23 protein-coding genes and 2 pseudogenes are annotated in these 25,438 nt (G+C 65.1%); 11 read left to right on the plus strand and 14 right to left on the minus strand.

Annotation, left to right across the window (positions count from 1 at the left end; all coding sequences use genetic code 11):
• Window positions 1-18 precede the first annotated feature (18 nt).
• Window positions 19-780 (plus strand): MauE/DoxX family redox-associated membrane protein, encoded by a 762-nt coding sequence (locus KZO24_RS06725; RefSeq protein ID WP_271183366.1) that lies wholly within the window; start codon window positions 19-21, stop codon window positions 778-780.
• A 6-nt stretch (window positions 781-786) separates the two neighbouring features.
• Here the strand turns inward: KZO24_RS06725 and KZO24_RS06730 are convergent, their stop codons facing one another.
• The 3 genes from KZO24_RS06730 to KZO24_RS06740 form a co-directional block, all read right to left on the minus strand.
• Complete coding sequence (locus KZO24_RS06730) at window positions 787-1,302, minus strand: hypothetical protein (RefSeq protein ID WP_379525538.1); 516 nt, start codon at window positions 1,300-1,302, stop codon at window positions 787-789.
• Window positions 1,303-1,788: 486 nt separating this feature from the next.
• The gene (locus KZO24_RS06735; RefSeq protein ID WP_486487025.1) at window positions 1,789-2,991 is read right to left on the minus strand and encodes a hypothetical protein; all 1,203 of its coding nucleotides are present in this window, start codon (window positions 2,989-2,991) and stop codon (window positions 1,789-1,791) included.
• On the minus strand, window positions 2,988-3,128 hold the full coding sequence (locus tag KZO24_RS06740) for a hypothetical protein (protein WP_486487026.1): 141 nt from the start codon (window positions 3,126-3,128) through the stop codon (window positions 2,988-2,990). Before KZO24_RS06740 ends, KZO24_RS06735 begins: the two co-directional genes overlap by 4 nt.
• Window positions 3,129-3,425: 297 nt before the next feature.
• Between KZO24_RS06740 and gyrA the strand changes: the two genes are divergently transcribed.
• A complete protein-coding gene (gyrA, locus tag KZO24_RS06745) occupies window positions 3,426-6,161 on the plus strand; it encodes a DNA gyrase subunit A (protein ID WP_271183369.1) in 2,736 nt (911 codons plus the stop codon).
• The gene (locus tag KZO24_RS06750) at window positions 6,158-6,499 is read left to right on the plus strand and encodes a DUF952 domain-containing protein (protein WP_486487027.1); all 342 of its coding nucleotides are present in this window, start codon (window positions 6,158-6,160) and stop codon (window positions 6,497-6,499) included. The genes gyrA and KZO24_RS06750 overlap by 4 nt, the downstream gene beginning before the upstream one ends.
• A gap of 620 nt (window positions 6,500-7,119) precedes the next feature.
• Here KZO24_RS06750 and KZO24_RS06755 read toward each other — a convergent pair.
• Entirely contained in the window at window positions 7,120-7,770 is a 651-nt protein-coding gene (locus tag KZO24_RS06755; RefSeq protein WP_271183371.1) for a hypothetical protein, read from the minus strand.
• A gap of 81 nt (window positions 7,771-7,851) precedes the next feature.
• Here KZO24_RS06755 and trmFO point away from each other — a divergent pair.
• Window positions 7,852-9,196, plus strand: a pseudogene (trmFO, locus tag KZO24_RS06760) (methylenetetrahydrofolate--tRNA-(uracil(54)-C(5))-methyltransferase (FADH(2)-oxidizing) TrmFO).
• A gap of 149 nt (window positions 9,197-9,345) precedes the next feature.
• Here trmFO and KZO24_RS06765 read toward each other — a convergent pair.
• From KZO24_RS06765 to KZO24_RS06785, 5 genes are all read right to left on the minus strand, one after another.
• Window positions 9,346-9,804, minus strand: a complete 459-nt coding sequence (locus KZO24_RS06765; RefSeq protein ID WP_271183373.1) for an EF-hand domain-containing protein — start codon at window positions 9,802-9,804, stop codon at window positions 9,346-9,348.
• Between the two features lie 54 nt (window positions 9,805-9,858).
• Entirely contained in the window at window positions 9,859-10,563 is a 705-nt protein-coding gene (locus KZO24_RS06770; RefSeq protein ID WP_486487028.1) for a hypothetical protein, read from the minus strand.
• A gap of 111 nt (window positions 10,564-10,674) precedes the next feature.
• On the minus strand, window positions 10,675-12,051 hold the full coding sequence (locus tag KZO24_RS06775) for a pyruvate dehydrogenase complex E1 component subunit beta (RefSeq protein ID WP_271183375.1): 1,377 nt from the start codon (window positions 12,049-12,051) through the stop codon (window positions 10,675-10,677).
• A gap of 1 nt (window position 12,052) precedes the next feature.
• Window positions 12,053-13,120 carry a pyruvate dehydrogenase (acetyl-transferring) E1 component subunit alpha gene (gene pdhA, locus KZO24_RS06780; protein ID WP_271183376.1) on the minus strand — a complete coding sequence of 356 codons (1,068 nt, stop codon included), beginning with the start codon at window positions 13,118-13,120 and terminating at the stop codon, window positions 12,053-12,055.
• A 174-nt stretch (window positions 13,121-13,294) separates the two neighbouring features.
• Window positions 13,295-13,606, minus strand: a complete 312-nt coding sequence (locus KZO24_RS06785) for an FtsB family cell division protein (protein WP_271183377.1) — start codon at window positions 13,604-13,606, stop codon at window positions 13,295-13,297.
• A 393-nt stretch (window positions 13,607-13,999) separates the two neighbouring features.
• On the opposite strand from KZO24_RS06785, the pseudogene KZO24_RS06790 reads away from it, so the two are divergent.
• Both KZO24_RS06790 and KZO24_RS06795 read left to right on the plus strand, forming a co-directional pair.
• A pseudogene (locus tag KZO24_RS06790) lies at window positions 14,000-15,882 on the plus strand (ABC-F family ATP-binding cassette domain-containing protein).
• Window positions 15,879-16,340, plus strand: coding sequence for a GreA/GreB family elongation factor (locus tag KZO24_RS06795; RefSeq protein ID WP_271183379.1), 462 nt, complete (start codon window positions 15,879-15,881; stop codon window positions 16,338-16,340). Before KZO24_RS06790 ends, KZO24_RS06795 begins: the two are co-directional and overlap by 4 nt.
• Before the next feature lie 101 nt (window positions 16,341-16,441).
• Here KZO24_RS06795 and serB read toward each other — a convergent pair whose 3' ends face one another.
• Window positions 16,442-17,254 carry a phosphoserine phosphatase SerB gene (serB, locus tag KZO24_RS06800; RefSeq protein ID WP_486487029.1) on the minus strand — a complete coding sequence of 271 codons (813 nt, stop codon included), beginning with the start codon at window positions 17,252-17,254 and terminating at the stop codon, window positions 16,442-16,444.
• A gap of 61 nt (window positions 17,255-17,315) precedes the next feature.
• On the opposite strand from serB, the gene miaA reads away from it, so the two are divergent.
• The 4 genes from miaA to ilvC all read left to right on the plus strand — a co-directional run bounded on the left by miaA (window position 17,316) and on the right by ilvC (window position 21,846).
• Entirely contained in the window at window positions 17,316-18,296 is a 981-nt protein-coding gene (gene miaA / locus KZO24_RS06805) for a tRNA (adenosine(37)-N6)-dimethylallyltransferase MiaA (RefSeq protein WP_486487030.1), read from the plus strand.
• 171 nt (window positions 18,297-18,467) lie between these two features.
• Complete coding sequence (gene ilvB / locus KZO24_RS06810; protein WP_271183382.1) at window positions 18,468-20,210, plus strand: biosynthetic-type acetolactate synthase large subunit; 1,743 nt, start codon at window positions 18,468-18,470, stop codon at window positions 20,208-20,210.
• A gap of 16 nt (window positions 20,211-20,226) precedes the next feature.
• Window positions 20,227-20,745: an acetolactate synthase small subunit gene (gene ilvN / locus KZO24_RS06815; protein WP_271183383.1), complete on the plus strand. Its 519-nt coding sequence runs from the start codon at window positions 20,227-20,229 to the stop codon at window positions 20,743-20,745.
• 81 nt (window positions 20,746-20,826) lie between these two features.
• Window positions 20,827-21,846 carry a ketol-acid reductoisomerase gene (ilvC, locus tag KZO24_RS06820; protein ID WP_008833476.1) on the plus strand — a complete coding sequence of 340 codons (1,020 nt, stop codon included), beginning with the start codon at window positions 20,827-20,829 and terminating at the stop codon, window positions 21,844-21,846.
• A 63-nt stretch (window positions 21,847-21,909) separates the two neighbouring features.
• On the opposite strand, the gene KZO24_RS06825 is transcribed toward ilvC, so the two are convergent.
• A complete protein-coding gene (locus tag KZO24_RS06825) occupies window positions 21,910-22,188 on the minus strand; it encodes an HNH endonuclease (protein ID WP_271183384.1) in 279 nt (92 codons plus the stop codon).
• Between the two features lie 113 nt (window positions 22,189-22,301).
• Between KZO24_RS06825 and KZO24_RS06830 the strand changes: the two genes are divergently transcribed.
• A complete protein-coding gene (locus tag KZO24_RS06830) occupies window positions 22,302-23,810 on the plus strand; it encodes a TadA family conjugal transfer-associated ATPase (RefSeq protein ID WP_271183385.1) in 1,509 nt (502 codons plus the stop codon).
• Window positions 23,811-23,875: 65 nt separating this feature from the next.
• On the opposite strand, the gene KZO24_RS06835 is transcribed toward KZO24_RS06830, so the two are convergent.
• The 3 genes from KZO24_RS06835 to KZO24_RS06845 all read right to left on the minus strand — a co-directional run bounded on the left by KZO24_RS06835 (window position 23,876) and on the right by KZO24_RS06845 (window position 25,390).
• On the minus strand, window positions 23,876-24,304 hold the full coding sequence (locus KZO24_RS06835) for a helix-turn-helix domain-containing protein (RefSeq protein ID WP_370424085.1): 429 nt from the start codon (window positions 24,302-24,304) through the stop codon (window positions 23,876-23,878).
• A 143-nt stretch (window positions 24,305-24,447) separates the two neighbouring features.
• The gene (locus KZO24_RS06840; protein ID WP_008833472.1) at window positions 24,448-25,056 is read right to left on the minus strand and encodes a YceI family protein; all 609 of its coding nucleotides are present in this window, start codon (window positions 25,054-25,056) and stop codon (window positions 24,448-24,450) included.
• 127 nt (window positions 25,057-25,183) lie between these two features.
• A complete protein-coding gene (locus KZO24_RS06845) occupies window positions 25,184-25,390 on the minus strand; it encodes a hypothetical protein (RefSeq protein WP_008833471.1) in 207 nt (68 codons plus the stop codon).
• Window positions 25,391-25,438 lie beyond the last annotated feature (48 nt).

The following is a 25,438-nucleotide window of genomic DNA, read 5'->3' on the forward strand; positions in this document are numbered from 1 at the left end:
GGAAGTTATAAGCATGGCATGAGCGATCACCAAGCCCCCGCCAGAACCGCCGTGCTGTATCGCATGGTCATGGAAAAACACGTCTGCCCCTACGGCCTCAAGGCCCGCCACTTGCTGAAAAGCCGGGGCTATCGCGTCAAAGACCACTGGCTGACCAACCGCGACGAAGTTGACGCCTTCAAGGCAGAGCACGGCGTCGCCACCACCCCGCAGATCTTCATCGATGGCGAACGCATCGGCGGCCATTCCGACCTCAAGCGCTTCCTCGGGCTCGATGATCAGGCCAAGCGCATGAGCTATGCGCCGGTGCTCTGGGTGTTCGGAACCGCCGCGGCCGTCGCGCTTGCCGCCAGTTGGGCTTCTCTCGGCTCCCCGCTGACGGTCCATGCGGCGGAGTGGTTCGTGGCTATCACCATGATGCTGCTGGCGATGCTCAAGCTGCAGGACATCGAGACGTTCTCCTCGATGTTCCTGGGCTATGACCTGCTGGCGCGGCGATATGTGCCTTACGCCTATGCCTATCCGTTCCTGGAATGGTTCGCGGGCGCCTTCATGGCGGCGGGCGTGCTGAACTGGCTGTCGATCCCGGTGGCGCTGGTCATCGGCGGCGTCGGCGGGGCCTCGGTATTCTACGCGGTCTACGTCCAGAAGCGCGAGTTGAAATGCGCCTGCGTCGGCGGATCGGGCAGCGTGCCGCTAGGCTTCGTGTCGCTGATGGAGAACGTGTTCATGGTCGCCATGGCGCTGTGGATGCTGCTGAAACCGATGGCCATGGGGTGACTGTCCTCAGGTCCGGCAGCGCATGACGCCGTCGGCGCGGTAAGCCACGCGCTCCTGCGAATCGTGGACGATCAGGCGCGCAGGCCAGGTCTTCTGGTCGCTGGCGTTACCTGAATCAGGCAGGCGTACGATGTCCACCCAACTGGACAGCCCAACATATGTCGTGCGCGCACCGCCCAGCAGATCGGCGCTCTCGTCTTTCGCGGCGAAGCGCTTGAGGTCGGCTCCCACGCGCATGAAACCTTCACCGCTGGTGGCGATGAAGATCGGGCCACGCTTTCCGGCGTCCTCTTCTTCGACCACGTCCTTCTCGAAATTGCACCCGGGCTTGTCGAGCCCATAGCGGTCCATGTCGAGTTCGGTGATCGGGATCGGCACGATGGGCTTGAAGGGTTCCTTGCTCATGCGTTCGACCATGGCGACATCATGCGCGTTCTCGGCCGCCTCCTCGGCAGGGGTTTCCTTGCCGCAGCCTGCCAAGAGAGCGAGCCCCCACAATACCATCGCGTGTTTTCGCATCATTCCCGCCCGAAAAATTTCTCTATGTCGTTCTGGGCAGGTTCGACCAAGCCAACGGCAGAACCACGAGCCGAAATGCCTGATTTCCAATACCCATCATGATGACAACGCGGATTGCAGGCAGAAGCTCCGAAGTAGCTGATTTGGCGAGCAAGAAGCGCAGTGCGTTCGAGGGGAACCCCAACGCCCTAACGGACATCGCCTTCGTAAATGACGAATTTTGCGGCAGGATTCCGCACGCAATACAAGTTGAAGTCTTCTGCAGGTAAACGTCGCTCTTCAATTGTCGCTCCGAACGGGAGACAGAAGCTCTCACCACATGGACCAACAGACATGCCTGAACAGGCGACAAGAGAGCGAAAGGGTATGACTTTCGACCAGACGATCGCAATACGGAGGAATTGCAGCTACTTGGACTGCCCTCACCTCGAACCAACAAAAAGGGTGCCGGTTTTCCGGCGCCCTTCTCGTTCAGGCAGAAGCGAAAGCTCAGTTCGCTGCAGGAGCCGTCGCCGCAGCAGGCGACGCCTTGCTCTTGGCATAGGCCGACCACAGCTTGGCGACAGGCGCGCGGGTGCCGGTAACCTTGGCGAAGTTCGCTTCCGCATCGGCGTACTTGCCCTGCAGAGCCTGCGACATGCCGAGACGCAGCGCGACCTTGCTGGCATCGACGCCCGGCATCGCCGCGGCCTTGGCGTAAAGCGGCTCGGCCTTGGCGGCCTGATCGTAGCTCAGGAACACGTCTGCGGCACCGACCACGGTAGCAGCAGTCGCGCCCGGCTTGTTGGCGTCACGCTCAGCGGCGGGCAGCGAGGCTTTGTCCGCTGCGACGCGACCATCGGTGTTGGCCTTGTCCGGCACGTCTCCGGCGGTCAGCTTGCCCTTCGCGATGCCGTCAGCCATGACCTTGCTTGCTTCGCCCGGGAACGCGCGCGGATCGGCGTTCTCGAGGTATTCGAAGTAGTCGCGCTTGTCGTTCATCGAACCGGTGAGGAACATCAGGCGCATCAGGTCGAGGTTCTGGTCGCGCGGCAGCGAGGCCAACTGGCGCACCACCGAGATCGCGGTGTTCCAGGTGCCCGGGTAATACTGGCCGAGCATCGCCGCATATTCGGTCGACGGCGCGAGCTGCTTGGCGGTGTAGGTCTGCTGGAGGACCGAGCGCAGCGCGGTTTCCGAAGGCGCCTGGCCCTTGGCCTGCGCGGCGGCGACATCGTCCTTGGCCATCTGCAGGGCGGCCTCGGGGTTGTTGTTGCGCTTATAGGCATCGGCGAGGACCGCATCGAGCTGGCCCGACGAATCAACGAAGCCGCCGTCCTTGGCCGCCTTCAGGTACGTCGCAGCGCTGGCGTAGTCCTTGAGCTGGTAGGCGGTAATGCCCGCGTCGTAGTTGGTCTTGCCGACTTCCTCGGCGGGCAGCTTGCCGCTGCCGAGGAGCATCTTGTTGCCTTCCTGCTTGAGAGCGAGGTCCTGCGAGATGATGCCGAAGTTGCGCATCATCGAGCCGAGCGCGTTCTTGTCGTCGGGCGTGGTGGCGGTCGGCACAGCGGCCTGGAACGCGGCCTTGCCGTCACCGCCGACGGCGCCGTCGAAGGCAGCCTTGGCCTTGGCCATCGCCTCGGGCGTCTGCTGGCCGCCGAGCGCGGCGATCGCGGCTTCCATGGCCTTCTGCAGCGGCTGTGCGGCCTTCACGAATTCGGGGAGAACTTGCCGCCTGCGGCTTCCTTCTCCTTCTTCGCAGCCATCGCGGGGGTGGCGACCGTAATCGCCAGACCGCTCGACAGCGCCACAGCAAGAGCGACACGGGAAACAAGGAACTTGCGAGCCATCAAGGCTACTCCTCTCAAGACAAACGATATCCTGCCCAGGCAGGATGAAAAAGGCCGAGAAGGTTTGGCGGGGAAAAAGACCCTTGGCAACCTCTCGCCGCAAATAGGTTTGCGCCACTGAACGCGCATTGAATGCAATTCGTCGCAGCCGTTCAGGTTCCCCGCACGCGCGCGTTCCTTATATGTGGAAAACGGCGCACATCGCCCTGCCCGACCCCCGGTTCCGGTGGCTTTCCCCCGAGCATGGCCTAGTGCGGTCCATCATTCTCTTTCCGTAGCAAAAGCGATCCAACCCGCGTGAGCGACGACACCAACGATATCCAGCCCGTAGGCCCCGAGGGCGAATTCACCCGCATCGACATCGTCGACGAGATGAAGACGAGTTACCTCGACTACGCGATGAGCGTGATCGTCAGCCGCGCGCTGCCCGACGTGCGCGACGGCCTGAAGCCGGTGCACCGCCGCATCCTCTACGCCTCGCAGGAAGGCGGCTTCGTCGCCGGGCGCCCCTACCGCAAGTCGGCCAAGATCGTCGGCGACGTGATGGGCAACTACCACCCGCACGGCGACAGCGCGATCTACGACGCCCTTGCGCGCATGACGCAGGACTGGTCGATGCGCGTGCCGCTGATCGACGGTCAGGGCAACTTCGGCTCGATGGACCCCGATCCGCCGGCCTCGATGCGCTACACCGAGGCGCGCCTCGCTCGCGTCGCCAACTCGCTGCTCGACGATCTCGACAAGGACACCGTCGACTTCGCGGACAACTACGACGGTTCGCGTCAGGAGCCGACGGTGCTTCCGGCGCGCTTCCCGAACATCCTGGTCAATGGCGCCGGCGGCATCGCGGTCGGCATGGCGACCAACATCCCGCCGCACAACCTTGGCGAAGTGATCGACGGCTGCTTCGCGATGATGGACAATCCGGGGATCACCTCGGAGGAACTGTTCCAGATCATTCCCGGCCCCGATTTCCCCACCGCCCCGCTGATCCTGGGCCAGCACGGCGCCCGGCTCGCCGCCACCACCGGGCGCGGCTCGATCATCCAGCGCTGCCGCAGCCACGTCGAGGAAGGGCGCGGCAGCCGCAAGGATTCGCGCTCGATCGTCCTCACCTCGATCCCTTACCAGGTCGGCAAGTCCAATTTGGTCGAGAAGATCGCCGAGGCCGCCAAGGACAAGCGGATCGAGGGCGTCTCCGACATCCGCGACGAATCCAACCGCGAAGGCGTGCGCGTGGTCATCGACCTCAAGCGCGACGCCTCGCCGGAAGTCGTGCTCAACCAGTTGTGGCGCAGCACCCCGGCACAGTCGAATTTCGCCGCGAACATGCTGGCGATCCGCGGCGGCCGCCCCGAGATCATGGCCCTGCGCGACATCCTGCAGGCGTTCATCCAGTTCCGCGAGCAGGTCATCACCCGCCGCACCAAGTTCGAACTGAACAAGGCGCGCGACCGGGCGCACATCTTGCTCGGCCTCGTCGTCGCCGTGTCCAACATGGACGAGGTGGTGAAGATCATCCGCGGCGCCTCCAATCCGGCCGACGCCCGCGCCAAGCTGCTCGCCAAGGAATGGCCGATCGGCGACATCGCGCAGTACATCCGTCTGGTCGAGGCGATCGAGCCCGAGGCCGAAGCTGCCGACGGCATCTACCGCCTGTCCGAAGTGCAGGTGAAGGCGATCCTCGACCTGCGCCTGCACCGCCTCACGGCACTGGGCCGCGACGAGATCGGCGACGAGCTGAAGCAGCTCGCGATCGCCATCGAGGAATTCCTCGCCATCCTCGCCGACCGCGTGAAGCTCTACGCCGTCATGCGCGAGGAACTGCAGGCCGTGCGCGACGCCTACGCCACCCCGCGCCTGTCCGAGATCACCGCCGCCTTCGACGGCATCGATGACGAGGACCTGATCGAGCGCGAGGACATGGTCGTCACCGTGACCATGGACGGCTACATCAAGCGCACCGCCCTCTCCGCCTTCCGCGCCCAGAACCGCGGCGGCAAGGGCCGCGCCGGCATGGCCACGAAGGACGAGGATGCGGTGACGACGATGTTCGTCACTTCCACCCACAACCCGGTGCTGTTCTTCTCGACGGCGGGCAAAGTCTACCGCCTCAAGGTCTACAAGCTGCCCGAAGGCGGCCCGACCACGCGCGGACGCCCGATCGTCAACCTGCTGCCGGCGCTCGACAAGGACGAGACGATCCAGACCGTGCTCGCCCTGCCCGAGGATGAGACGGAGTGGAGCGCGCTGTCGGTCGTGTTCGCCACCGCCAAGGGCAACGTGCGCCGCAACTCGATGGATTCCTTCGCGAACATCCCCAGCAACGGCAAGTTCGCGATGCGCTTCGACGAAGGCAGCGACGACCGCCTGATCGGCGTGGCATTGCTGGAGGCCAGCGACGACGTGCTGCTCGCCACCCGCCAGGGCAAAGCGATCCGCTTCCCCGGCGACGATGTGCGCGAATTCACGAGCCGCACGTCCACCGGCGTGCGCGGCATGACGCTGAAGGGCGACGACGAGGTCATCTCGCTCTCGATCCTCCACCGCGTCGGCACCGATGCCGAAGACCGCGAGCAGTATTTGCGCTTCGCCCCGTGGAAGGGCGACAAGGAGGGCGAGTCCACCTTGTCCGCAGAGCGCATGGCCGAACTGGAAGAGCGCGAACAGTTCATCCTGACGGTCTGCGCCAACGGCTATGGCAAGCTGTCCTCGGCCTATGAATACCGCCGCACCGGTCGCGGTGGTCAGGGCATCACCAATATCGACAACATCGGCCGCAACGGTCCGGTCGTCGCCAGCTTCCCGGCCACCCGCGCCCAGCAGCTGATGCTGGTGACCGACCAGGCCAAGCTGATCCGCCTGCCGCTCGATTCGCTGCGCGTCATCGGTCGCGGTTCGGCGGGCGTACGCCTGTTCACCGTCTCGGCAAACGAACACGTCGTCAGCGCGGTGCGCCTCGACGAGGAACCGGAAGTCGTAACCCCGGCGGCCGACGGGGCCGCGCCGGAGGTTCCGGAAGCCGAAGCGTGAGCGATACGATCGCGTATAAAATCCTGACGGGCGAGCAGCTTGCGCGGCTGCTCGCCGACGGGACTTTCACCGGGGCGCCGGTCGATCTGGCGGATGGTTACATCCACATGTCCACCGCCGATCAGGCGCAAGGCACGCTGGACAAGCACTTCGCCGGACAGGAAGACCTGCATGTCGCCGCCGTCGATCTGACCGCGCTGGGCGACACGGTGAAATGGGAAGTCTCGCGCGGCGGAGCGCTGTTCCCGCACATCTATGCCGACCTGCCGCTGTCGGCGGTGATCGCGCACAGCCCGGCCTTGCGCGACGCGGACGGAGCGCTGCAGCTTCCACGCTGATTGATCGATTGATCGTCATCCCGGCATGCGCCGGGATGACGACGTTGCTTGAGCATCATCTTGACATTTATAACCACATAGGTTATATGCCCCAGCATCCGGAGCGGTGCAGATCACATCGTCCCGGTGTATCGGGTCGGCGTCGTGGGCCGGGATGCGGCTTCAGCCGCGATCGCGCAAACCACGCGTCCGTTCGAAGACCCGAAGTGCCCCCGAGCTACTGGAAAAGCCGTCCATACGTTCCTGCGACTTGACGCAGGACTTGGGACGACCATCCCGGATAGCCATCGGCTGATAACGCTGCGAGCCCTAACAGACGGCCACATGGGACACTTCGATGGAATGCAGGTCGAGCCGGGCTGACCACCGCTACCCGGCCGCTCGCCAGAGCAGGTGGAAAACAAACCCCCGCGTCCCTGCTTGGACGCTCCCGGCGCCGACCCGATGTTCACTCTCGGATGCGTTGATTTCCCCGGCGTTAGGCCCGCACTCGCCAGCGGGCATTGTCGTATGACCTCGTCATTGCGAGCACAGCGCGCGCCGCAGGGGCTTCGACAAGCTCAGCCCGAGCGGGTTGAGAACAGGTCTTTAGTTCCGTCGAAGCGCCCTCCCCGCCGCCGTCAGAACTCCTCTCCGCGCATGCGCAGTTCTCCGGTCACCCCGGTCGCCAGCACCAGGTTGCCGATGTAGAACAACGGCCAGGCCACCATCGCCAGCAGTGCGCTGCCGCCAGAGGCCGCGATCTCCAGCACCACCCCCGCCACGATCGGCGCCGCGCCCAGACCCACGCGCGAGCGGGCGAACGTGCTGATCCACGCCGAAGCCGCCATGCCGCCCAAGGCCAGGCCAAGAAACAGCGGCACGCCTACGCCCGCACGGTCCGCCGCGAAGAAGCACAGCAGCGGCGTCCCCAGCGTCAGCGCCAGCGCCGCCACCTTGCGCCCGCCGTCCATCACCGCACGGCGGTGCATCAGGAACAGCGAAAGGCCGATCAGGAAGGCGATCAGCATTGCGTTCAGCCCGATCACCGGCACGTCGTACCACAGCGCCGAGCCGACCGCCTCCAGCGCCAGCATCCCCGCCAGCGAGCGCGTGTCGGTCCCCCGATGCCGCAGTACCGCATAGACCGCCAGCAAAGCCAGCGGCGCGCCCTTCAGCACGATCAGGTAAAGCCCAGGCAGGGTGCTCCCGCGCAGCCATACCCATGCCACGGCGAGGACGATGCTCGCCAGCAGCCAGGGACGGCGTTCGATCAGGGCGCGGTGCGGCATTCATCCTCCTGAGGTTGCCGCATTGCCATGACAGATGCCGCAGGGCTTTTCCATCGCTGCGATAGGGTCTAGGCGGCCAGCATGACCCATCAGATCCACATCATCGGCGGCGGCCTCGCCGGCAGCGAAGCCGCATGGCAGCTCGGCCGCCGGGGCTTCAAGGTGCGCCTCTCGGAAATGCGCGGGACCGGGGAACGCAGCCCGGCCCATCAGGGCGACGGCCTCGCCGAACTGGTCTGCTCGAACTCGTTCCGTTCCGACGATCACGAGAAGAACGCAGTGGGCCTGCTCCATCACGAAATGCGCCAGTGCGATTCTGCTCATCATGGACGCCGCCGCCAAGGCCGAAGTGCCCGCAGGGTCAGCGCTGGCCGTGGACCGCGAGATCTTCTCCGCCGAAGTCGAGGCGCGCCTTGCCGCCCTGCCAAACGTCGAGATCGTGCGCGAACGCATCGACGCCCTGCCCGCCGATGCGCCGGTGATCGTCGCCACCGGCCCGCTGACCGCCGAAGCGCTGGCCGGCTCGATCGGCAAGGCGACCGGCGCCGACAGCCTCGCGTTCTTCGACGCCATCGCCCCCATCGTCTACCGCGACACCATCGACATGGACGTGTGCTGGATGGCCTCGCGCTGGGACAAGGGCGAGACGAAGGACTACATCAACTGCCCGATGACCAAGGACCAGTATCTGGCATTCCACGCCGGTCTGGTCGCCGGAGAGAAGACCGCATTCAAGGAGTGGGAGGAGAACACCCCCTACTTCGACGGCTGCATGCCGATCGAGGTGATGGCCGAACGCGGCATCGATACTCTGCGCTTCGGCCCGATGAAGCCGGTCGGCCTCGACAACCCGCACTGGGCTACGCCCGAGCACCCGAACGGCCGCTGGGCCTATGCGGTGGTCCAACTGCGGCAGGACAACAACCTCGGCACGATCTGGAACATGGTCGGCTTCCAGACCAAGCTCAAGCACGCCGAGCAGGTGCGCCTGTTCCGCACCATCCCCGGCCTCGAAAACGCCGAGTTCGCCCGGCTCGGCGGCCTGCATCGCAACACCTTCCTCAATTCGCCGGTGCTGCTGGACCGCACCCTGCGCCTGAAGACCGCGCCGAATGTGCGCTTTGCCGGGCAGATCACCGGCTGCGAAGGCTATGTAGAGAGCGCCGCGGTCGGCCTGATGGCGGGCCTGATGGCCTCGGCTGAGCTGGCGGGCCGCGAATGGCAGGCCCCGCCGCGCACAACTGCGATGGGCGCCCTGCTCTCGCACATCACCGGCGATGCCGAGGCCGAGACGTATCAGCCGATGAACGTCAACTTTGGCCTGTTCCCGCCGCTGCACGACGTGAAGAAGAAGCAGCGCAAGGAAGCCTACACCGAACGCGCCAAGGCCGAAATCGTGCCGTGGCTGGAAAGCATGGCGGTCTGACGCTAGCGTGGCCCACCTCTGCCCCCTCCCGCAAGCGGGAGGGGAATGAGAGGCCTGCGCTTACCCCCTCCCGTTTACGGGAGGGGCAGCGAGACTTGCGAGCGTAGCGAGTTAGTCCCAGCGGGGTGGGCACCACCCTACCGCAAAAATCAACACGAACATTTCGGCTTCGGCTTCGGCTTGGGCGGCGGCGCCGTCTTGCGGAATTCGGCGGGCGTGAGATAGCCGTCGCGGTCCCCGTCCGCCCCGTCGAACTTGTCGACGGTTGCCACGGCCCATTCCTCGAACGTCAGCAGATTGTTGCCGTCCTTGTCGAGCTTGCGGAAAATGTCAGAACGCGTCGATAGCATCTCGTTGCGGGAAATCCGTCCGTCACGGTCGCGATCGTAGCGTCCGAAGCGGCGCTGCTCACGGCTGAGTTCGGTCGCCTCGGGAAGTTCGGGGCCGACCATGTCGCCCACATCGGCGCTCGGCAGCGGGGCAGGCTCCGTCGCCATCGGCGCGGCAGCAGGCGCGGCAGCCTCGACTTCGGCGTGTCCCTGCCACCAGAACAGGCCGATGCCCAGGAGTACGAAAACGGCGAGGCCGCCGAGCAGAAAGCGATTCATTGCGCGGTATCCATGACCCCGCGATCCTAGAACCACCCGGCGCGCGAGCGGAAATTACAACGCTGCAATCAGAAGCCCAGCAGCCCGAGCCGCATCGCCTTGAGCATGGCAGCGGGCGAAGTCGCGCCGGATCTCGTCACCCTTGGCGAGACGCCGCGCGGCTAGGCCATGCAGCACCATCAGCGGCCGCAACGCGCGGGAGACCCGAACGCCGCTGCTCGCCCGTGCAAGTTCGCGCGCGGTCTCACGCTCGCTGGCATGGCCGAGCCGCATCGCCAGATCGTTGAGTGCCCAGGCGCGGCCCAGCTTCAGCGCGGCCTCGCGCTCCTGGCTCCGGCCGAGAGCGTCGGCCAGCGCGGCGAACGCCTCGCCCCTGCCCTGCGCCATGGTCTCGAGCGCTTCGGCTGAAAGCGGCGCGGGCCCGGTCATGGCTTCCCAACCATCGACGAGCGCGGCGAGACCGCCGTGATGGCCGTTCCAGCTTTTCAGCAGCGCCAGCAGCGGCTCGCCATTGGGCCACTGCTCGACGGACTGGCCGAGCGATTCGCGCCACCATGCCAGACGCAGCTGCGCCATCATCGGCTCGCGCGAATGCCGCAGCAGATGGGCAAGGCGCGCATCGAGCGCCAGCAGCGCAAGCGTCTGCCCACGCGCGGACTTCGGCGCATAGACCAGCGCCAGGCGCGACACGGTGGGCAGCGACTGCAAGAGGATATCCTCGTTGGAGGCGGAAATCGTGGGAGTTGGGGAGTCGGTCACCCGGTTTCCCTAGTCGGTGCCGGAGCGCGGCGAAACCCCAAACGCGACACGGGCGACGGTGCCGAAACACCGCCGCCCCCGCATCATCCCAAGCCCCGAAGGGCCGCGAGATTACTTGTAGGTGACCTTCTTCACCGCCGCGACGATGCGGTCGGCGTCGATGATCGCCAGCTTTTCGAGGTTCGCGGCGTAAGGCAGCGGCACATCCTCGTTGCACACGCGCACGACCGGCGCGTCGAGGTTGTCGAAGCCGTCTTCCATGCAGATCGCGATGATTTCCGAGGCGATCGAGCAGACCGGGAAACCTTCCTCGGCCACGACCATGCGGTTGGTCTTGGCGAGGCTGGCGAGCACCGTTTCCTTGTCGAGCGGGCGCAGGGTGCGAAGATCGATGACTTCGGCGTCGATGCCTTCTTCGGCCAGACGCTCGGCCGCCTCGAGAGCGAGGCCGACGCCGATCGAGTAGGACACAATCGTCACATCCTTGCCTTCGCGCATGATCCGCGCCTTGCCGATCGGCAGGACGTGGTCGTCCAGCTCGGGCAGTTCGAAGGAACGGCCGTAGACCAGCTCATTCTCGAGGAACACGACCGGGTCTTCCGAACGGATCGCCGCCTTGAGCAGGCCCTTGGCGTCCGAGGCGTCGTAAGGCGCGATGACGACGAGGCCGGGGACGTTGGCGTACCACGGACCGTAGTTCTGCGAGTGCTGCGCACCCACGCGCGAGGCCGCGCCGTTGGGACCACGGAACACGATCGGGCAGCGCATCTGGCCGCCGGACATGTAGTTGGTCTTGGCGGCCGAGTTGATGATGTGGTCGATCGCCTGCATGGCGAAGTTGAACGTCATGAACTCAATGACCGGACGCAAACCGCCCATCGCCGCGCCGGTGCCGATGCCGGCGAAGCCGTATTCGGTGATCGGCGTGTCGATGACGCGGGTGGGACCGAACTCTTCGAGCAGGCCCTGAGTCACCTTGTAGGCGCCCTGGTACTCGGCGACCTCCTCGCCCATCACGAAGACGCGGCTGTCGCGGCGCATTTCCTCGGCCATCGCGTCGCGCAAGGCGTCGCGGACGGTCGAGGTCTTCATGTTGGTGCCGTGGGGCAGCTGCGGGTCGCGTGCGGTCTTGAGGTCGCTGGCGAGATTGGCGGTGCCGCTCTCGGCCGGCTTCTTCTCTTCCGACTTCGGAGCTTCCTCGGCCTTTTCGGCAGCCTTGGGCGCTTCGACGGCGGAGGCATCCTCGCCTTCACCGGCCAGCATCGCGATCACGGTGCCGACCTTCACGCCCTCGGTGCCTTCGGCGACGAGGATCTTGCCGACGGTGCCTTCGTCGATGGATTCGAATTCCATCGTCGCCTTGTCGGTCTCGATTTCAGCAAGGATGGTGCCCGAGGAAACCTCGTCGCCTTCCTTGACCAGCCACTTGGCCAGCTTGCCCTCTTCCATCGTCGGGGAGAGAGCGGGCATCTTCAGTTCGATCGCCATCTCAGTAGCTCTCCACCAGGACGTCGGTATACAGTTCGGGGGCGCTGGGCTCCGGCGAGTTCTCGGCGAAGTCGGCGGACTGGGCGACCTGCGCACGGATGCGCTTGTCGACTTCCTTGAGGCTTTCCTCGGTCACGCCCATGGCCAGCAGTTCGGTCTTGGCGTGGTCGATCGGGTCGCGCTTTTCGCGCACGCCCTGGACTTCCTCGCGACTGCGGTACTTCGCAGGGTCCGACATCGAGTGGCCGCGATAGCGGTACGTGTTCAGTTCCATGAGAACCGGACCGTTGCCTGCACGCACGTACTCCAGCGCGATCTCGGCCGACTTGCGGACTTCGAGAACGTCCATGCCGTCCACCGACATGCCGGGGATGCGGAACGCGGTGCCGCGGCGGTGGAAGTGCGTCTCGGCCGAGCCGCGCTTCACGGCGGTACCCATGGCGTAGCCGTTGTTCTCGATCACGAAGATGATCGGGAGCTTCCAGAGAGCCGCCATGTTGAAGCTCTCATAGACCTGGCCCTGGTTGGCCGCGCCGTCGCCGAAGTAGGCCATCGCGACGCCGCCGTCTTCACGGTACTTGTGCGCGAACGCCAGACCCGCGCCGAGCGAGACCTGCGCGCCGACGATGCCGTGGCCGCCGTAGAAGCGATGCTCCACGGAGAACATGTGCATCGAGCCGCCCTTGCCCTTCGAGATACCGGCTTCGCGGCCGGTCAGCTCGGCCATGATGACCTTGGGATCGATGCCGTAGGCGAGCATGTGGCCATGGTCGCGGTAACCGGTGATCACCGAGTCCTTGTCGTTGTCGAGCGCGGACTGCAGGCCCACGGCGACAGCTTCCTGGCCGATGTAGAGGTGGCAGAAGCCGCCGATCAGGCCGAGGCCATAAAGCTGGCCGGCCTTTTCCTCGAAGCGGCGGATGAGCAGCATCTGCTCATAGAAATGCAGGAGCTCTTCCTTGGAAGGCTTGTAGCGCTTGTCCGCGTCCAGGGCTTGCTGGAGGCTGTGGAGCGCGAAATCCTCTTCTACGGCAGCGGTTTCTACTGCCGGGGTCTTTGCTTTGGGCAACGGGTGCTCCCCATCGTTGGTGCGATCGTTTCAGTGAGGGCGGTATAGGAAGGACGCAGCCAAAGCGAAAGCGCGCAGGCTCGAAAACGGGCTCCGAACGTGGACTTTTTTGCAACGAGGTTTGCAAAAAACGGCATTGCGACATCTCTCCAACGAGAGGCAACGCGCGAGACCTCAGGGGAGTTGCATCACCATTTCGTCGGGACGCGCGACGTTCAGGTTGCTGCGGACCAGTTCGCCCGCGAGGTCGGGATCCATCTTCTTGGGATCGAGCAGTGCGACGCGGTTCTTGAGATGATCGCGATCGACCTTGAGATCGACCAGTTGCTTCTCGCGCTGATCGAGCAGGCGCTGGTTCTCACCCCAGGCAAGCAAGCCGCTGGGTCCGGCGACGCACCAGAGACCCATGAGCAACAGCAGCGCGAGGGCAAGGCCCTTCACGAGACGTTCTCTGGCTATGTTGGTGTCCTGTCGCACGGTCCGCATATGTCGCTTGAATCACATGTGATTCGGGGTTGCAAGCCCAAACTCTAAAGGATTCCTGCCGTTTGCGACAGGTGGAGGAGAAGTGCTGGAAACATGCGGGCAAAGTTTTCGTGTTGATAAGTTTCGCAAGGCGTCAAGTGTTAACTAGACGACGTTAAGAGCGCCTAACGGACGCAGGGGTTTACCACCCCTGCACCCCGTATACCGTCGAGGTCACGCGCGACGCATTCTTACGCCCGACGGTGAGATGGAAGACAAAATAGCCTTCGGCGCCATCTTGGCTGACAAGGCTGCACGCACAACGACGACCGTATGGGGTCTGGGACGATGGCCCCAGATTCCTTCTGTTGATCTTGTTCCGCTTTCCCGCCAAGCCTGCTAGGCGCTCGCGCCATGTTGAGCATTCGCGATATCACCGTGCGCCTTGGCGGCCGCACCATCATCGACGGCGCGTCGGCCACGCTGCCGCAGAACGGCAAGATCGGGCTGATCGGCCGTAACGGCGCCGGCAAGTCCACGCTGGTGAAGACCATCATTGGCGAACTCGATCCCGACGGCGGTTCGGTCGAGATGCCGCGCCGTGCGCGTCTCGGCTACATTGCGCAGGAGGCACCCAACGGCACCCGAACCCCATTCGAGGCAGTGGTAGAAGCCGACACCGAGCGCACCGCGCTTCTGGCCGAGGCCGAGACGTGCACCGATCCCAACCGCCTTGGCGACGTGCACGAGCGGTTGATCGCGATCGATGCCTACACCGCCCCTGCCCGCGCGGCGCGCATCCTCGTCGGTCTCGGCTTCGACGAGGAGATGCAGGCGCGCCCCCTCGACAGTTTCTCGGGCGGCTGGAAGATGCGCGTCGCGCTCGCCTCGCTGCTGTTCTCCGAGCCCGACGTGATGCTGCTCGACGAACCGTCGAACCACCTCGACCTTGAAGCGACGCTGTGGCTGGAGAACTTCCTCAAGAGCTACCCCAAGACGCTGCTGGTTATCAGCCACGAGCGCGACCTGCTCAACACCGTGGTCGACCACATCCTGCACCTGCAGCAGGGCAAGCTGACGCTCTATCCCGGCGACTACGACAGCTTCGAGCGCATCCGCGCCGAACGCGCTGCCCAGGCCGCCGCCGCGCGCGCCAACCAGGAAGCGCAGAAGAAGAAGCTGGCGGATTACGTCGCGCGCAATTCGGCGCGTGCCTCGACCGCCAAGCAGGCGCAGTCGCGCGCCAAGATGCTGGCCAAGATGCAGCCGATCGCCGCCATGGCCGAGGATGCGTCGCTTAGCTTCGACTTCCCCAGCCCCGACGAACTGCGCCCACCGCTCATCACGCTGGACCTCGCCGCCGTGGGCTACGTCGAGGACAAGCCGATCCTGCGCCGCCTCAACTTGCGCATCGATCCCGAGGACCGCATCGCGCTGCTGGGCCGCAACGGCAACGGCAAGACCACGCTGGCGCGCCTGCTTGCACGCCAACTGGAGCCGATGGAAGGCGGGATCACCTTCTCGCCCAAGATCCGCATCGGCTACTTCACGCAGTATCAGGTGGAGGAACTGCCGGGCGATTCCACCCCGCTGGAACTGATGACCCGCGCGATGGAGGGCAAGCCGCCGCTCGCGGTGCGTGGGCAACTCGGGCGCTTCGGCTTCTCCGGCAACCGCGCAACGGCGGTGACCGGTACGCTTTCGGGCGGTGAACGCGCACGTCTGGCACTGGCGCTGGTGACGCGCGACGCGCCGCACATGCTGATCCTCGACGAACCGACCAACCACCTCGACGTCGATGCACGCGAGGCGCTGGTGCAGGCGCTCAATTCGTTCGAGGGCGCGGTGATCCTCGTCAGCCACGATCGCCACATGGTCGAACTGGCGGCCGACCGGCTGGTGCTGGTCGAGGGCGGCACGGCCGAGAACTATGACGGGTCGATGGAGGACTACATCGACTTCGTGCTCGGCCGGAACCAGCCCAAGGTCGAGGCGGTCTCGGCGAAGGGCGGCGATGCGCCGGTCAAGAAGAGCGGCGCCATCGCGCGCGAGGAACTGAAGGCACTGCGCAAGAAGGTGACGGCGGCCGAGACGCGCATGAAGCGGGCACAGGCTCACGTCGACAGCCTGCTCGACGCGCTGGCCGATCCGGCCTCGGCGAAGGGGATCTCAAGGGCCTCGCGGTCGGCGCGCTGGGCAAGCTGCACGGCACGGCGGCGGAAGCCCTCGAACTGGCCGAGACCGAATGGCTGGAGGTCCACGAGGAACTCGAAACCCTGATGGGCCGCGGGAAATGAGCGTCGCCTTCCGGCGCGACGGGGATGAGGAGCATCTGGAACCCAAGTTCGAGGTGCCGATCCCGCCCGGGCCCAACCTCGTCACCGCGCGAGGCCGTGAACTGATCGCAGAGAAGATCGCGGAGCTGGAGGCGCACGTTACCGCGCTGACCGAGGAGACCGCCCTCAACTCCGCCAAGCGGGATCTACGCTACTGGCAGGCGCGGCTCGACACGGCGCAGGTGCAGCCGGTGCCGGAGGGCGGCATCGTCCGCTTCGGAAGCCGCGTGCGCTTCATGCTGGGGGACAAGGCGCGCGAGATCGTCATTGTCGGCCATGACGAGGCCGATCCGGCACACGACCGGCTTGCATTCGTCGCCCCGCTCGCCAAGGCGTTGCTGGGCGCCGAGGTCGGCGATTTCGTGGACTTCAACGGCCGGGAAGAGGCGATCGAAGTGCTGGAAGTCAGCGCGGGATAACCCGCCAACTTCTCGTCATTGCGAGCGAAGCGAAGCAATCCAGGGCAGCACCACGACGCCCTGGATTGCTTCGCTTCGCTCGCAATGACGAGAGGATAGTTTTAGCGCACCCAGTCTTTCTCGGGAATACCAAGCAGGCGCAGCACGCTGGTCAGGTCGCCGCGATCGATCCAGCCGTTCGAGGCCGCGCGTGCCTTGGGCTTGGCGTGATAGGCGATGCCGTAAGTCGCCGTCTCCAACATCGGAATATCATTCGCACCGTCGCCGGTCGCGAGACTGGTGACACCCTCGCCCGCCGCTTCCAGTTCGGCCAGCAGCGTCGCCTTCTTCACCGACGGATCGACGATCCCGCCGACGAGGCCGCCGGTCAGCTTGCCGTCCGCAACTTCAAGCCGGTTGCCGACGACATGCTCGAAGCCCAGCATCTCCGCCACGGGGTCGGCGAAGTGGTGGAAGCCACCGGTCACCAGCACGGTATGGCAGCCCAGCTTCTTGAGCGTTTCGACCAGCACTTTCGCACCCGGCATCGGCCGGATTCGCGTGGCGAGGCATTCGTCGATGGCGCTGGTGGAGAGCCCCTTCAGCAGCCCGACACGCTCGCGCAGGGCCTGCTCGAAATCGAGTTCGCCCTGCATGGCGCGCTCTGTGATGTCGGCGATGCGCTCCTTCAACCCTGCGAAATCGCCGAGTTCGTCGATGCATTCCTGCCCGATCATGGTCGAATCCATGTCGGAGATGAACACCTTGGGCACCACCGGTTCATCGGCGGTGACGAGGCCGTCGGTCGTGCCGAAATGCGCGTCGAGCGCGGCGCGCAGGACTTCGGCATCATCATCAGGCGAGTCGATCTGCATCGTCTGCCCGCAGAAATCGAGCATCGTCGCATCCGCGATCCGCACGCCGCCTTCAGCCATTTGCGCTTTCGCGGCTTCGAGACTGGTCGAAAGATGATCCGGTTCTGCTATCAGCCGGGCAATGAGCACTGCGAATTCCCTTGATGCGCCATACGATATCTCAGCCGGAGACCGGCCGCCGCTGGCGCTCATCGCAGGGCCGACCGCCAGCGGCAAGAGCGATTGTGCGGTCGCCCTGGCACAGGAACTCGAACGTCGGGGCCGCCGCGCGGTGGTGGTCAACGCGGACAGCTCGCAAGTCTACGCCGACCTGACGGTCCTGAGCGCGCGCCCGACCGAAGACGACATGGGCGGCATCGAGCACCGCCTGTTCGGCGCCTGGGACGGCGCGCAAAGCTGCTCCGCGGCCGACTGGGCGCGCGCGGCTGCCGCGACCATCGCGCAGGTTCATGCCGAGGGCGCGGTGCCGATCCTCGTCGGCGGCACCGGGCTTTATATCCGCACCCTGCTAGACGGGATCGCGCCGATCCCTGGGATCGATCCGGACATCCGCGAGGCGGTGCGCGCCCTGCCCGTCGCCGAGGCCTACGCCGCGCTCCTCGTCGAAGACCCCGAGCGTGCCGCTCGCCTCTCCCCGGCAGATACCACGCGCGTCGCACGCGCGCTGGAGGTCGTGCGCTCCACCGGTCACGGCCTCACGCACTGGCAGGCACAGACCGAAGGCGGCATCGGCCACGCGGTCGCGCTTCACCCGGCGATTCTGCTGCCCGAGCGCCAGTGGCTTTATGCGCGCTGCGACCTGCGGTTCGAGCGCATGGTCGAACGCGGCGCCCTGGCGGAAGTGGAGGCGCTCCTCGCCCGCGATCTCGACCCCGCCCTCGCGGTGATGCGCGCCATCGGCGTTCCGGAACTCGCAGGCGTCATCAAGGGCGAATGGACGCTGCAAACCGCCATCGAACGCGGATCGCAGGCAACGCGCAACTACGCCAAGCGCCAATTTACGTGGCTGAGGCACCAGCCCCCTGCGGAATGGCATCGCCTGCAATGTGAAAATTACAACTCAAATGCCATAAATGATATTTTATTGCGCTTTCCGGGTTGACCTGACATATCCACATGCCTAGAGGCCGATCCTACCTCGCTGATGGAAGTTATGCGGGGAGGAGAGGAGACGACCCGGTACGCCCAAGCCGACGTGCCGGGTCGGATTCATTAGGGAGGCAGCCGGAATTGCCGGTGCTCCCGCCCGAACGAATTAATGAAGGAATGTATTGTGAGTGAAGAGCGCAGCGGCGCGAGCATCCTGGTCGAAAGCCTGGTCAAGCAGGGGGTCGAGTTCGTATTCGGCTATCCCGGCGGCGCCGTGCTACCGATCTACGACGCTCTCTTCGGTGACGAACGACTTCGCCACATCCTCGTCCGCCACGAGGCCGGTGCGGCGCACGCCGCCGAAGGTTATGCACGCTCGACCGGCAAGCCCGGCATTGTGCTCGTCACCTCGGGCCCGGGCGCGACCAACGCGATCACCGGCATCGCCGACGCCTACATGGATTCGATTCCGATGGTCGTCATCACCGGCCAGGTCCCGACCGGGCTGATCGGCTCGGATGCGTTCCAGGAAGCGGACACCGTCGGTATCTCGCGCCACTGCACCAAGCACAATTATCTGGTGAAGGACCCGGCCGACCTTGCCGCGATCGTCGACGAGGCGTTCCAGATCGCCACCACCGGCCGCCCCGGCCCGGTGCTGATCGACATTCCCAAGGACGTCCAGATCGCCATGGCGACGTGGAGCGACGGCCCGATCCAGCGCAAGCAGCGCTACAGCCCGCGCACCGAAGGCACCCCGGACGAGATCGCCCGCGCGGTCGCCATGCTGGCGAATGCCAAGGCGCCGGTGTTCTACACCGGCGGCGGCGTCATCAACTCGGGCCCGCGCGCAACCGCGCTGCTGCGTGAACTGCAGGCGAAGACCGGCGCGGCCGTCACCTCGACGCTGATGGGCCTCGGCGCCTTCCCGGCCGACCACGCCGACTGGCTGGGCATGCTGGGTATGCACGGCACGTTCGAGGCCAACATGGCGATGAACCAGGCGGACCTGATCGTCTGTGTCGGCGCCCGCTTCGACGACCGCGTGACCGGCCGCCTCGACGCCTTCGCGCCAAATTCGGAAAAGATCCACATCGACATCGACCGCGCCTCGATCAACAAGACGGTGCCGGTCGACCTGCCGATCATTGGTGACTGCGCCACCGTCCTCGACCAGATGCTGGCCGAGTGGGGCACCCGCAAGGGGCAGGATCTCACGGGCTGGAAGGCCCGCATCGACGGCTGGCGCGAGCGCAAGAGCCTCGCCTACCCCGCCAACGCGGAAGCGATCATGCCGCAGCTGGCGATCGAGCGCTTGTACGAGCTGACCAAGTCGAAGGCCCCGGTGATCTCCACCGAAGTCGGACAGCACCAGATGTGGGCGGCACAGTACTTCCCGTTCTTCAAGCCCAACAAGTGGCTGACGTCGGGCGGGCTGGGCACAATGGGCTACGGCCTGCCCGCAGCGATCGGCGCGCAGTGCGGCAACCCGGACAGCCTCGTCATCGACATCGCGGGCGACGCCTCGATCCAGATGAACATTCAGGAACTGGGCACCGCCACGCAGTACCGCCTGCCGGTCAAGGTCTTCATCCTCAACAACGAGTGGATGGGCATGGTCCGCCAGTGGCAGGAACTGACGTACGAGAGCCGCTATTCGAATTCCTACTCCGATAGCCTGCCCGACTTCGTGAAGCTTGCCGAAGCCTACGGCTGGAAGGGCATCCGCATCGAGAACGAGAGCGAGCTCGATGCGGGCATCCAGGCGATGATCGACCATCCCGGTCCGGTGATCGTCGACTGCCTGGTCCACAAGGAAACCAACTGCTTCCCGATGATCCCCTCGGGCGCCGCGCATACCGACATGATCCTCTACGGCGACAGCGTTGCCGGCACGATGGACGACGAAGCCAAAGCGCTGGTCTGAGGACAAGAGACGAACCATGATGCACATCCAGCATGAAGCCGAGGAACGGCACGTCCTGACCGTGACGGTCGACAACGAGGCGGGTATTCTCGCCAAGATCGCAGGGCTCTTCACCGCGCGCGGCTACAACATCGACAGCCTCACCGTGGCCGACATCACCGACAACCATTCGGTGAGCCGGATCACGATCGTGACGCACGGCCCGCGCAGCCAGATCGACCAGATCCACGCGCAGCTCGAGCGTCTGGTGCCGGTTCACAAGGTCGTCGATCTCACCGAAGTCGGCCCGCATGTGGCGCGCGAACTGGCGCTGGTGAAGGTCGCGGGCATCGGCGAGAAGCGTGTCGAGGCCCTGCGCATCGCCGACGTGTTCCGCGCAAGGCCCGTCGACACCACGACCGAGAGCTTCATCTTCGAGATGACCGGCGCGCCGGACAAGATCGACAGCTTCGTGGCGCTGATGCGCGATCTCGGCCTCGTCGAGGTCGGCCGCACCGGCATCGTCGCCATGGCCCGCGGGCCGGAAGAAGCCTGAATTTCAAAATTGCGTCGGCCCGGCCGGGCGGCGCTTGGACAATAACCGTCCCGGCCTGCCGGGATGACGGAAGGAAGAACGATGAAGGTCTATTACGACGCCGATTGCGACATCAACCTGATCGCCGAGAAGAACATCGCGATCCTGGGTTACGGCAGTCAGGGCCACGCCCATGCCCAGAACCTGCGCGATTCGGGCGTCAAGAACGTCGCCATCGCGCTGCGTGACGGTTCGGCCACCGCCAAGAAGGCCGAAGCTGCAGGCTTCAAGGTCATGTCGAACAAGGACGCCGCCGCATGGGCCGACGTCATCATGATCCTCGCCCCCGACGAGCATCAGGCCGCGATCTACGCCGCCGACATCCATGAGAACCTGAAGCCCGGCGCCGCGCTCGCCTTCGCCCACGGCCTTAACGTCCACTTCGGCCTGATCGAGCCGCGCACCGACATCGACGTGTTCCTGATCGCGCCGAAGGGCCCGGGCCACACCGTGCGCAGCGAATACCAGCGCGGCGGCGGCGTGCCCTGCCTCATCGCGATCCACCAGGACACCACCGGCAACGCGCAGGACATTGCCCTCGCCTATGCTTCGGGCGTCGGCGGCGGCCGTTCGGGCATCATCGAGACCAACTTCCGCGAGGAATGCGAAACCGACCTGTTCGGTGAGCAGGCCGTGCTCTGCGGCGGCGCCACCGCGCTGGTCCAGGCCGGCTTCGAGACGCTGGTGGAAGCCGGCTACGCTCCCGAGATGGCCTACTTCGAGTGCCTCCACGAGCTGAAGCTGATCGTCGACCTGATGTATGAAGGCGGCATCGCCAACATGCGCTACTCGATCTCGAACACCGCCGAATACGGCGACATCAAGACCGGTCCGCGCATCATCACCGAAGAGACCAAGAAGGAAATGAAGCGCGTTCTGGAAGACATCCAGTCGGGCCGCTTCGTGAAGGACTTCGTCCTCGACAACCGCGCCGGCCAGCCCGAGCTGAAGGCTTCGCGCCTTGCCGCCAAGCGTCACCCGATCGAGGAAACCGGCGCCAAGCTGCGCGCCATGATGCCCTGGATCGGCGCCAACGCCCTGGTCGACAAGACCAAGAACTAAGGTTCATCCGAATCCTTGCGGCGGGCGGGTGGTCGAAAGGCTGCCCGCCCGCTTTGCTTTGGCTCACCACTTCCGCCGCGTCGGCGCATGAAAATCCGGCGGCTTTCCCGCCACCCAGCGCACGAACCGCGCGATCTCTTCCACCTTCAGAAGCTCCGCGCTTTCCGGCTTCATCCGCGCCAGTTGCACATTGCCCAGCGCCGCGTGGATCGTCCGGTGACAGATCGGATGAAGCGGCACCGTCTCGCGCCCTCCCCGGCTCTTGGGCACCGGGTGATGCCATTCCACCTTGCGCCCCAGCGGCCGTCCGCACAGCCAGCAGGTGCGATCGTCATCGTCCACTTCGCCCTCCGGTGCAGCGCATTAGTAAGTTATCAAAGTTTCAACCTTAACAGTGCCTGGAATTAGGCATGGATCGCCCCCTTCCAAGGGCGGCGCTTGAGGTTGACGGTTTCATGACGGCATTCGGTCGGCGCAACGGCATCGGTGGTATGGGTCAGGGCGCGCGCCCTGCTTTCGGTGTGGCCAAGCCGCTCAAGAGCGGAGGCGATGCAACCACTGCCCTTCCGGGCTCCGCTCCCGTACCTGGCGACCAGTTTCCGTCCATGTCCGGCGATTCGCTCATCCCGTCGCGCGACGACGCCATGTCGCGTCTGGCCGATCGCGCCAACGCCGTCCACGCAGAGTCGGAGCAGAACGGCTTCGAGGCCTCGATCCACAAGATCAAGGAGCAGGTTCTGCCGCGCCTACTGGAGCGCGTCGATCCCGAAGCCGCCGCCACACTGACCAAGGATGAGCTGTCGGAGGAATTCCGTCCGATCATCATGGAGGTCCTCGCCGAGCTGAAGATCACCTTCAACCGCCGCGAACAGTTCGCGCTGGAAAAGGTGCTGATTGACGAACTGCTCGGCTTCGGGCCGCTGGAGGAACTGCTCAACGACCCGGATATCTCCGATATCATGGTCAACGGCCCGAACCAGACCTACATCGAAAAGAAGGGCAAGCTGCAGCTCGCGCCAACCAAGTTCCGCGACGAGCAGCACTTGTTCCAGATCGCCCAGCGCATCGTCAATCAGGTCGGCCGCCGCGTCGACCAGACCACGCCGCTGGCCGACGCCCGCCTCAAGGACGGCAGCCGCGTCAACGTGATCGTCCCGCCGCTGTCGCTGCGCGGAACTGCCATCTCCATTCGTAAATTCTCCGAGAAGCCGATCACCATCGACATGCTCCAGGGCTTCGGCTCGATGAGCGAGAAGATGGCCACCGCGCTCAAGATCGCCGGCGCCTGCCGCATGAACGTGGTGATCTCGGGCGGTACGGGTTCGGGCAAGACGACGATGCTCAACGCCCTGTCCAAGATGATCGACCCGGGCGAGCGCGTGCTGACGATCGAGGACGCGGCCGAACTTCGCCTGCAGCAGCCGCACTGGCTGCCGCTGGAAACCCGCCCGCCCAACCTCGAAGGCCAGGGCGCGATCACCATCGGCGATCTCGTCAAGAACGCCCTGCGTATGCGTCCTGACCGCATCATCCTCGGCGAAATCCGCGGCGCCGAGTGCTTCGATCTGCTCGCCGCCATGAACACCGGCCACGACGGGTCGATGTGCACGCTCCATGCCAACAGCCCGCGCGAATGCCTTGGCCGTATGGAGAACATGATCCTGATGGGCGACATCAAGATTCCCAAGGAAGCGATCAGCCGCCAGATCGCCGAATCGGTCGACCTCATCGTGCAGGTGAAGCGCCTGCGCGACGGTTCGCGCCGCACCACCAACATCACCGAGGTGATCGGCATGGAAGGCGACGTCATCGTCACCCAGGAACTGTTCAAGTTCGAGTATCTGGACGAGACCGACGACGGCAAGATCATCGGCGAATTCCGCCCCTCGGGCCTGCGCCCCTACACGCTGGAGAAGGCCCGCCAGTTCGGCTTCGACCAGGCCTATCTCGAAGCCTGTCTGTAACGAAGTGCACCCCCGGCGGATCACCCCGGGGTTTACACAAACGAGGCAGTGAAACACCTGTCACCTTAGGCGCCCGGGCCATCGCTGCCGCCTGCCCGATCAAGCTGCGCGAGGAACGACAAAAGCGCGCGATTATCGGGCTTTAGTTCGGTCGCGACATGGCGACCGCCGTACATCCGCACCTTCAGCAGACCAAACCGAGCCCGCACCGCGCGCTCCTCGGGTGTGACCTTTCGCTTTACCGGCGGCTTGCCTGTCACCTTGTCCCAGGCGGCGGCAAAGCTGCCCGCGCCGGGCTTCGTGCGCAGGCGATAAGCACTCTCGCGCGAAAGCCCCACGCGGCGCGCCGCCGCCTCGACGGAGCGGCCCTGTGCTAGCGCGCCAAGAAAGGCCGCCTGCCGCGCGGGCGTCCACCCGTCCTTGCGCGGACGGACGGGCACGGGTGGAAAGGCGGGGACACGGATGTGGCGGGGGCGGTGTGGAGGATGGCTCATCGACCACGTTAAACGCGATCGCGCGGATGTAGGAAAGGGCGTGGGCACACCTCAAGCCTGCACCCAAACCTCGTCATTGCGAGCGCAGCGAAGCAATGACGAACGGAAGGGTGAGGCGCCAAAGAACGCCTCCCCTATCTCTCTTACTGCTTCTCGAACGCCGCGGTGATGGCGATCTGGGTCTCGTCGCTAACCAGCGGCGCGTACTTGGTGACGCCGAACTCGGTGCGCTTGATCGTGCCCACCGCGTTGAAGCCGAGCGTATAGACCTTCTTCATCGGATTGACGTTGGCCGCCTTGAAGCTCGCCTTGAGCGTCACCGGCTTGGTCACGCCGTGCAGGGTCAGGTTGCCGGTGACGTCGGCGGTGCTGGCGCCGGTCTTCACCACTTTGGTCGAAACGAAGCGCATCGTCGGGTACTGGGCGGCGTCGAACCATTCGGCACCGACCAGTTCCTCATCGAGCGTCTTGTTGGTGGTCGAGACGGAAGCCACCGGAACCGAAACATCCAGCTTCGCCGAGGCGAGGTTCTTCGGATCAAGCGACAGCGTACCCGACGCGCCCGGCAGGGTACCGAAGAACTCGCTGATGCCGAAGTGATCGACGGTGAAGCGCACCAGCGTGTGCGCACTGTCGAGCGCATAGTTGCCCGCCTGCACGGCAGCGGCATTGGTATCGGCCTGCTGCGCCACGATCGGGGCGGCAACGACGAGAGATGCAGCGGCCAGAGCCGATGCAAGATAGCGGTTCATTCGAATTCTCCGAAAGGAAAGGCGGGAAAGGTCAATGCTTGCGCGTTGATCCCATTGCCGATCCCTTACGGCCAGCCCGATAAAATCGATCCACTTGTTCAGGTTTGTCGAACAAGTCGACCTAATATCAACCGCCCAGCCACTCCCGCGCCGACAGGCCCAGCAGCAGCACCGCCACCATCAGCGAGAAGAAGAAGATGGGCGTCCACGGCATGAAACCCACCCGCTCGATGTTCTTGCGGCGATGCCGCCGGTGATCGCCCAGCCAGGCAATCACCGCGACCAGCGCGGCGAGGCTGCCGCAAATGGTCATCCAATGCAGAGAATCGTCCATGCCCCGCCTTGCCCTCGCGCGCGGCGGAGTTAAAGCGCCCTTTCGTGA

The organism is Novosphingobium sp. NFX11 (assembly GCF_057376415.1).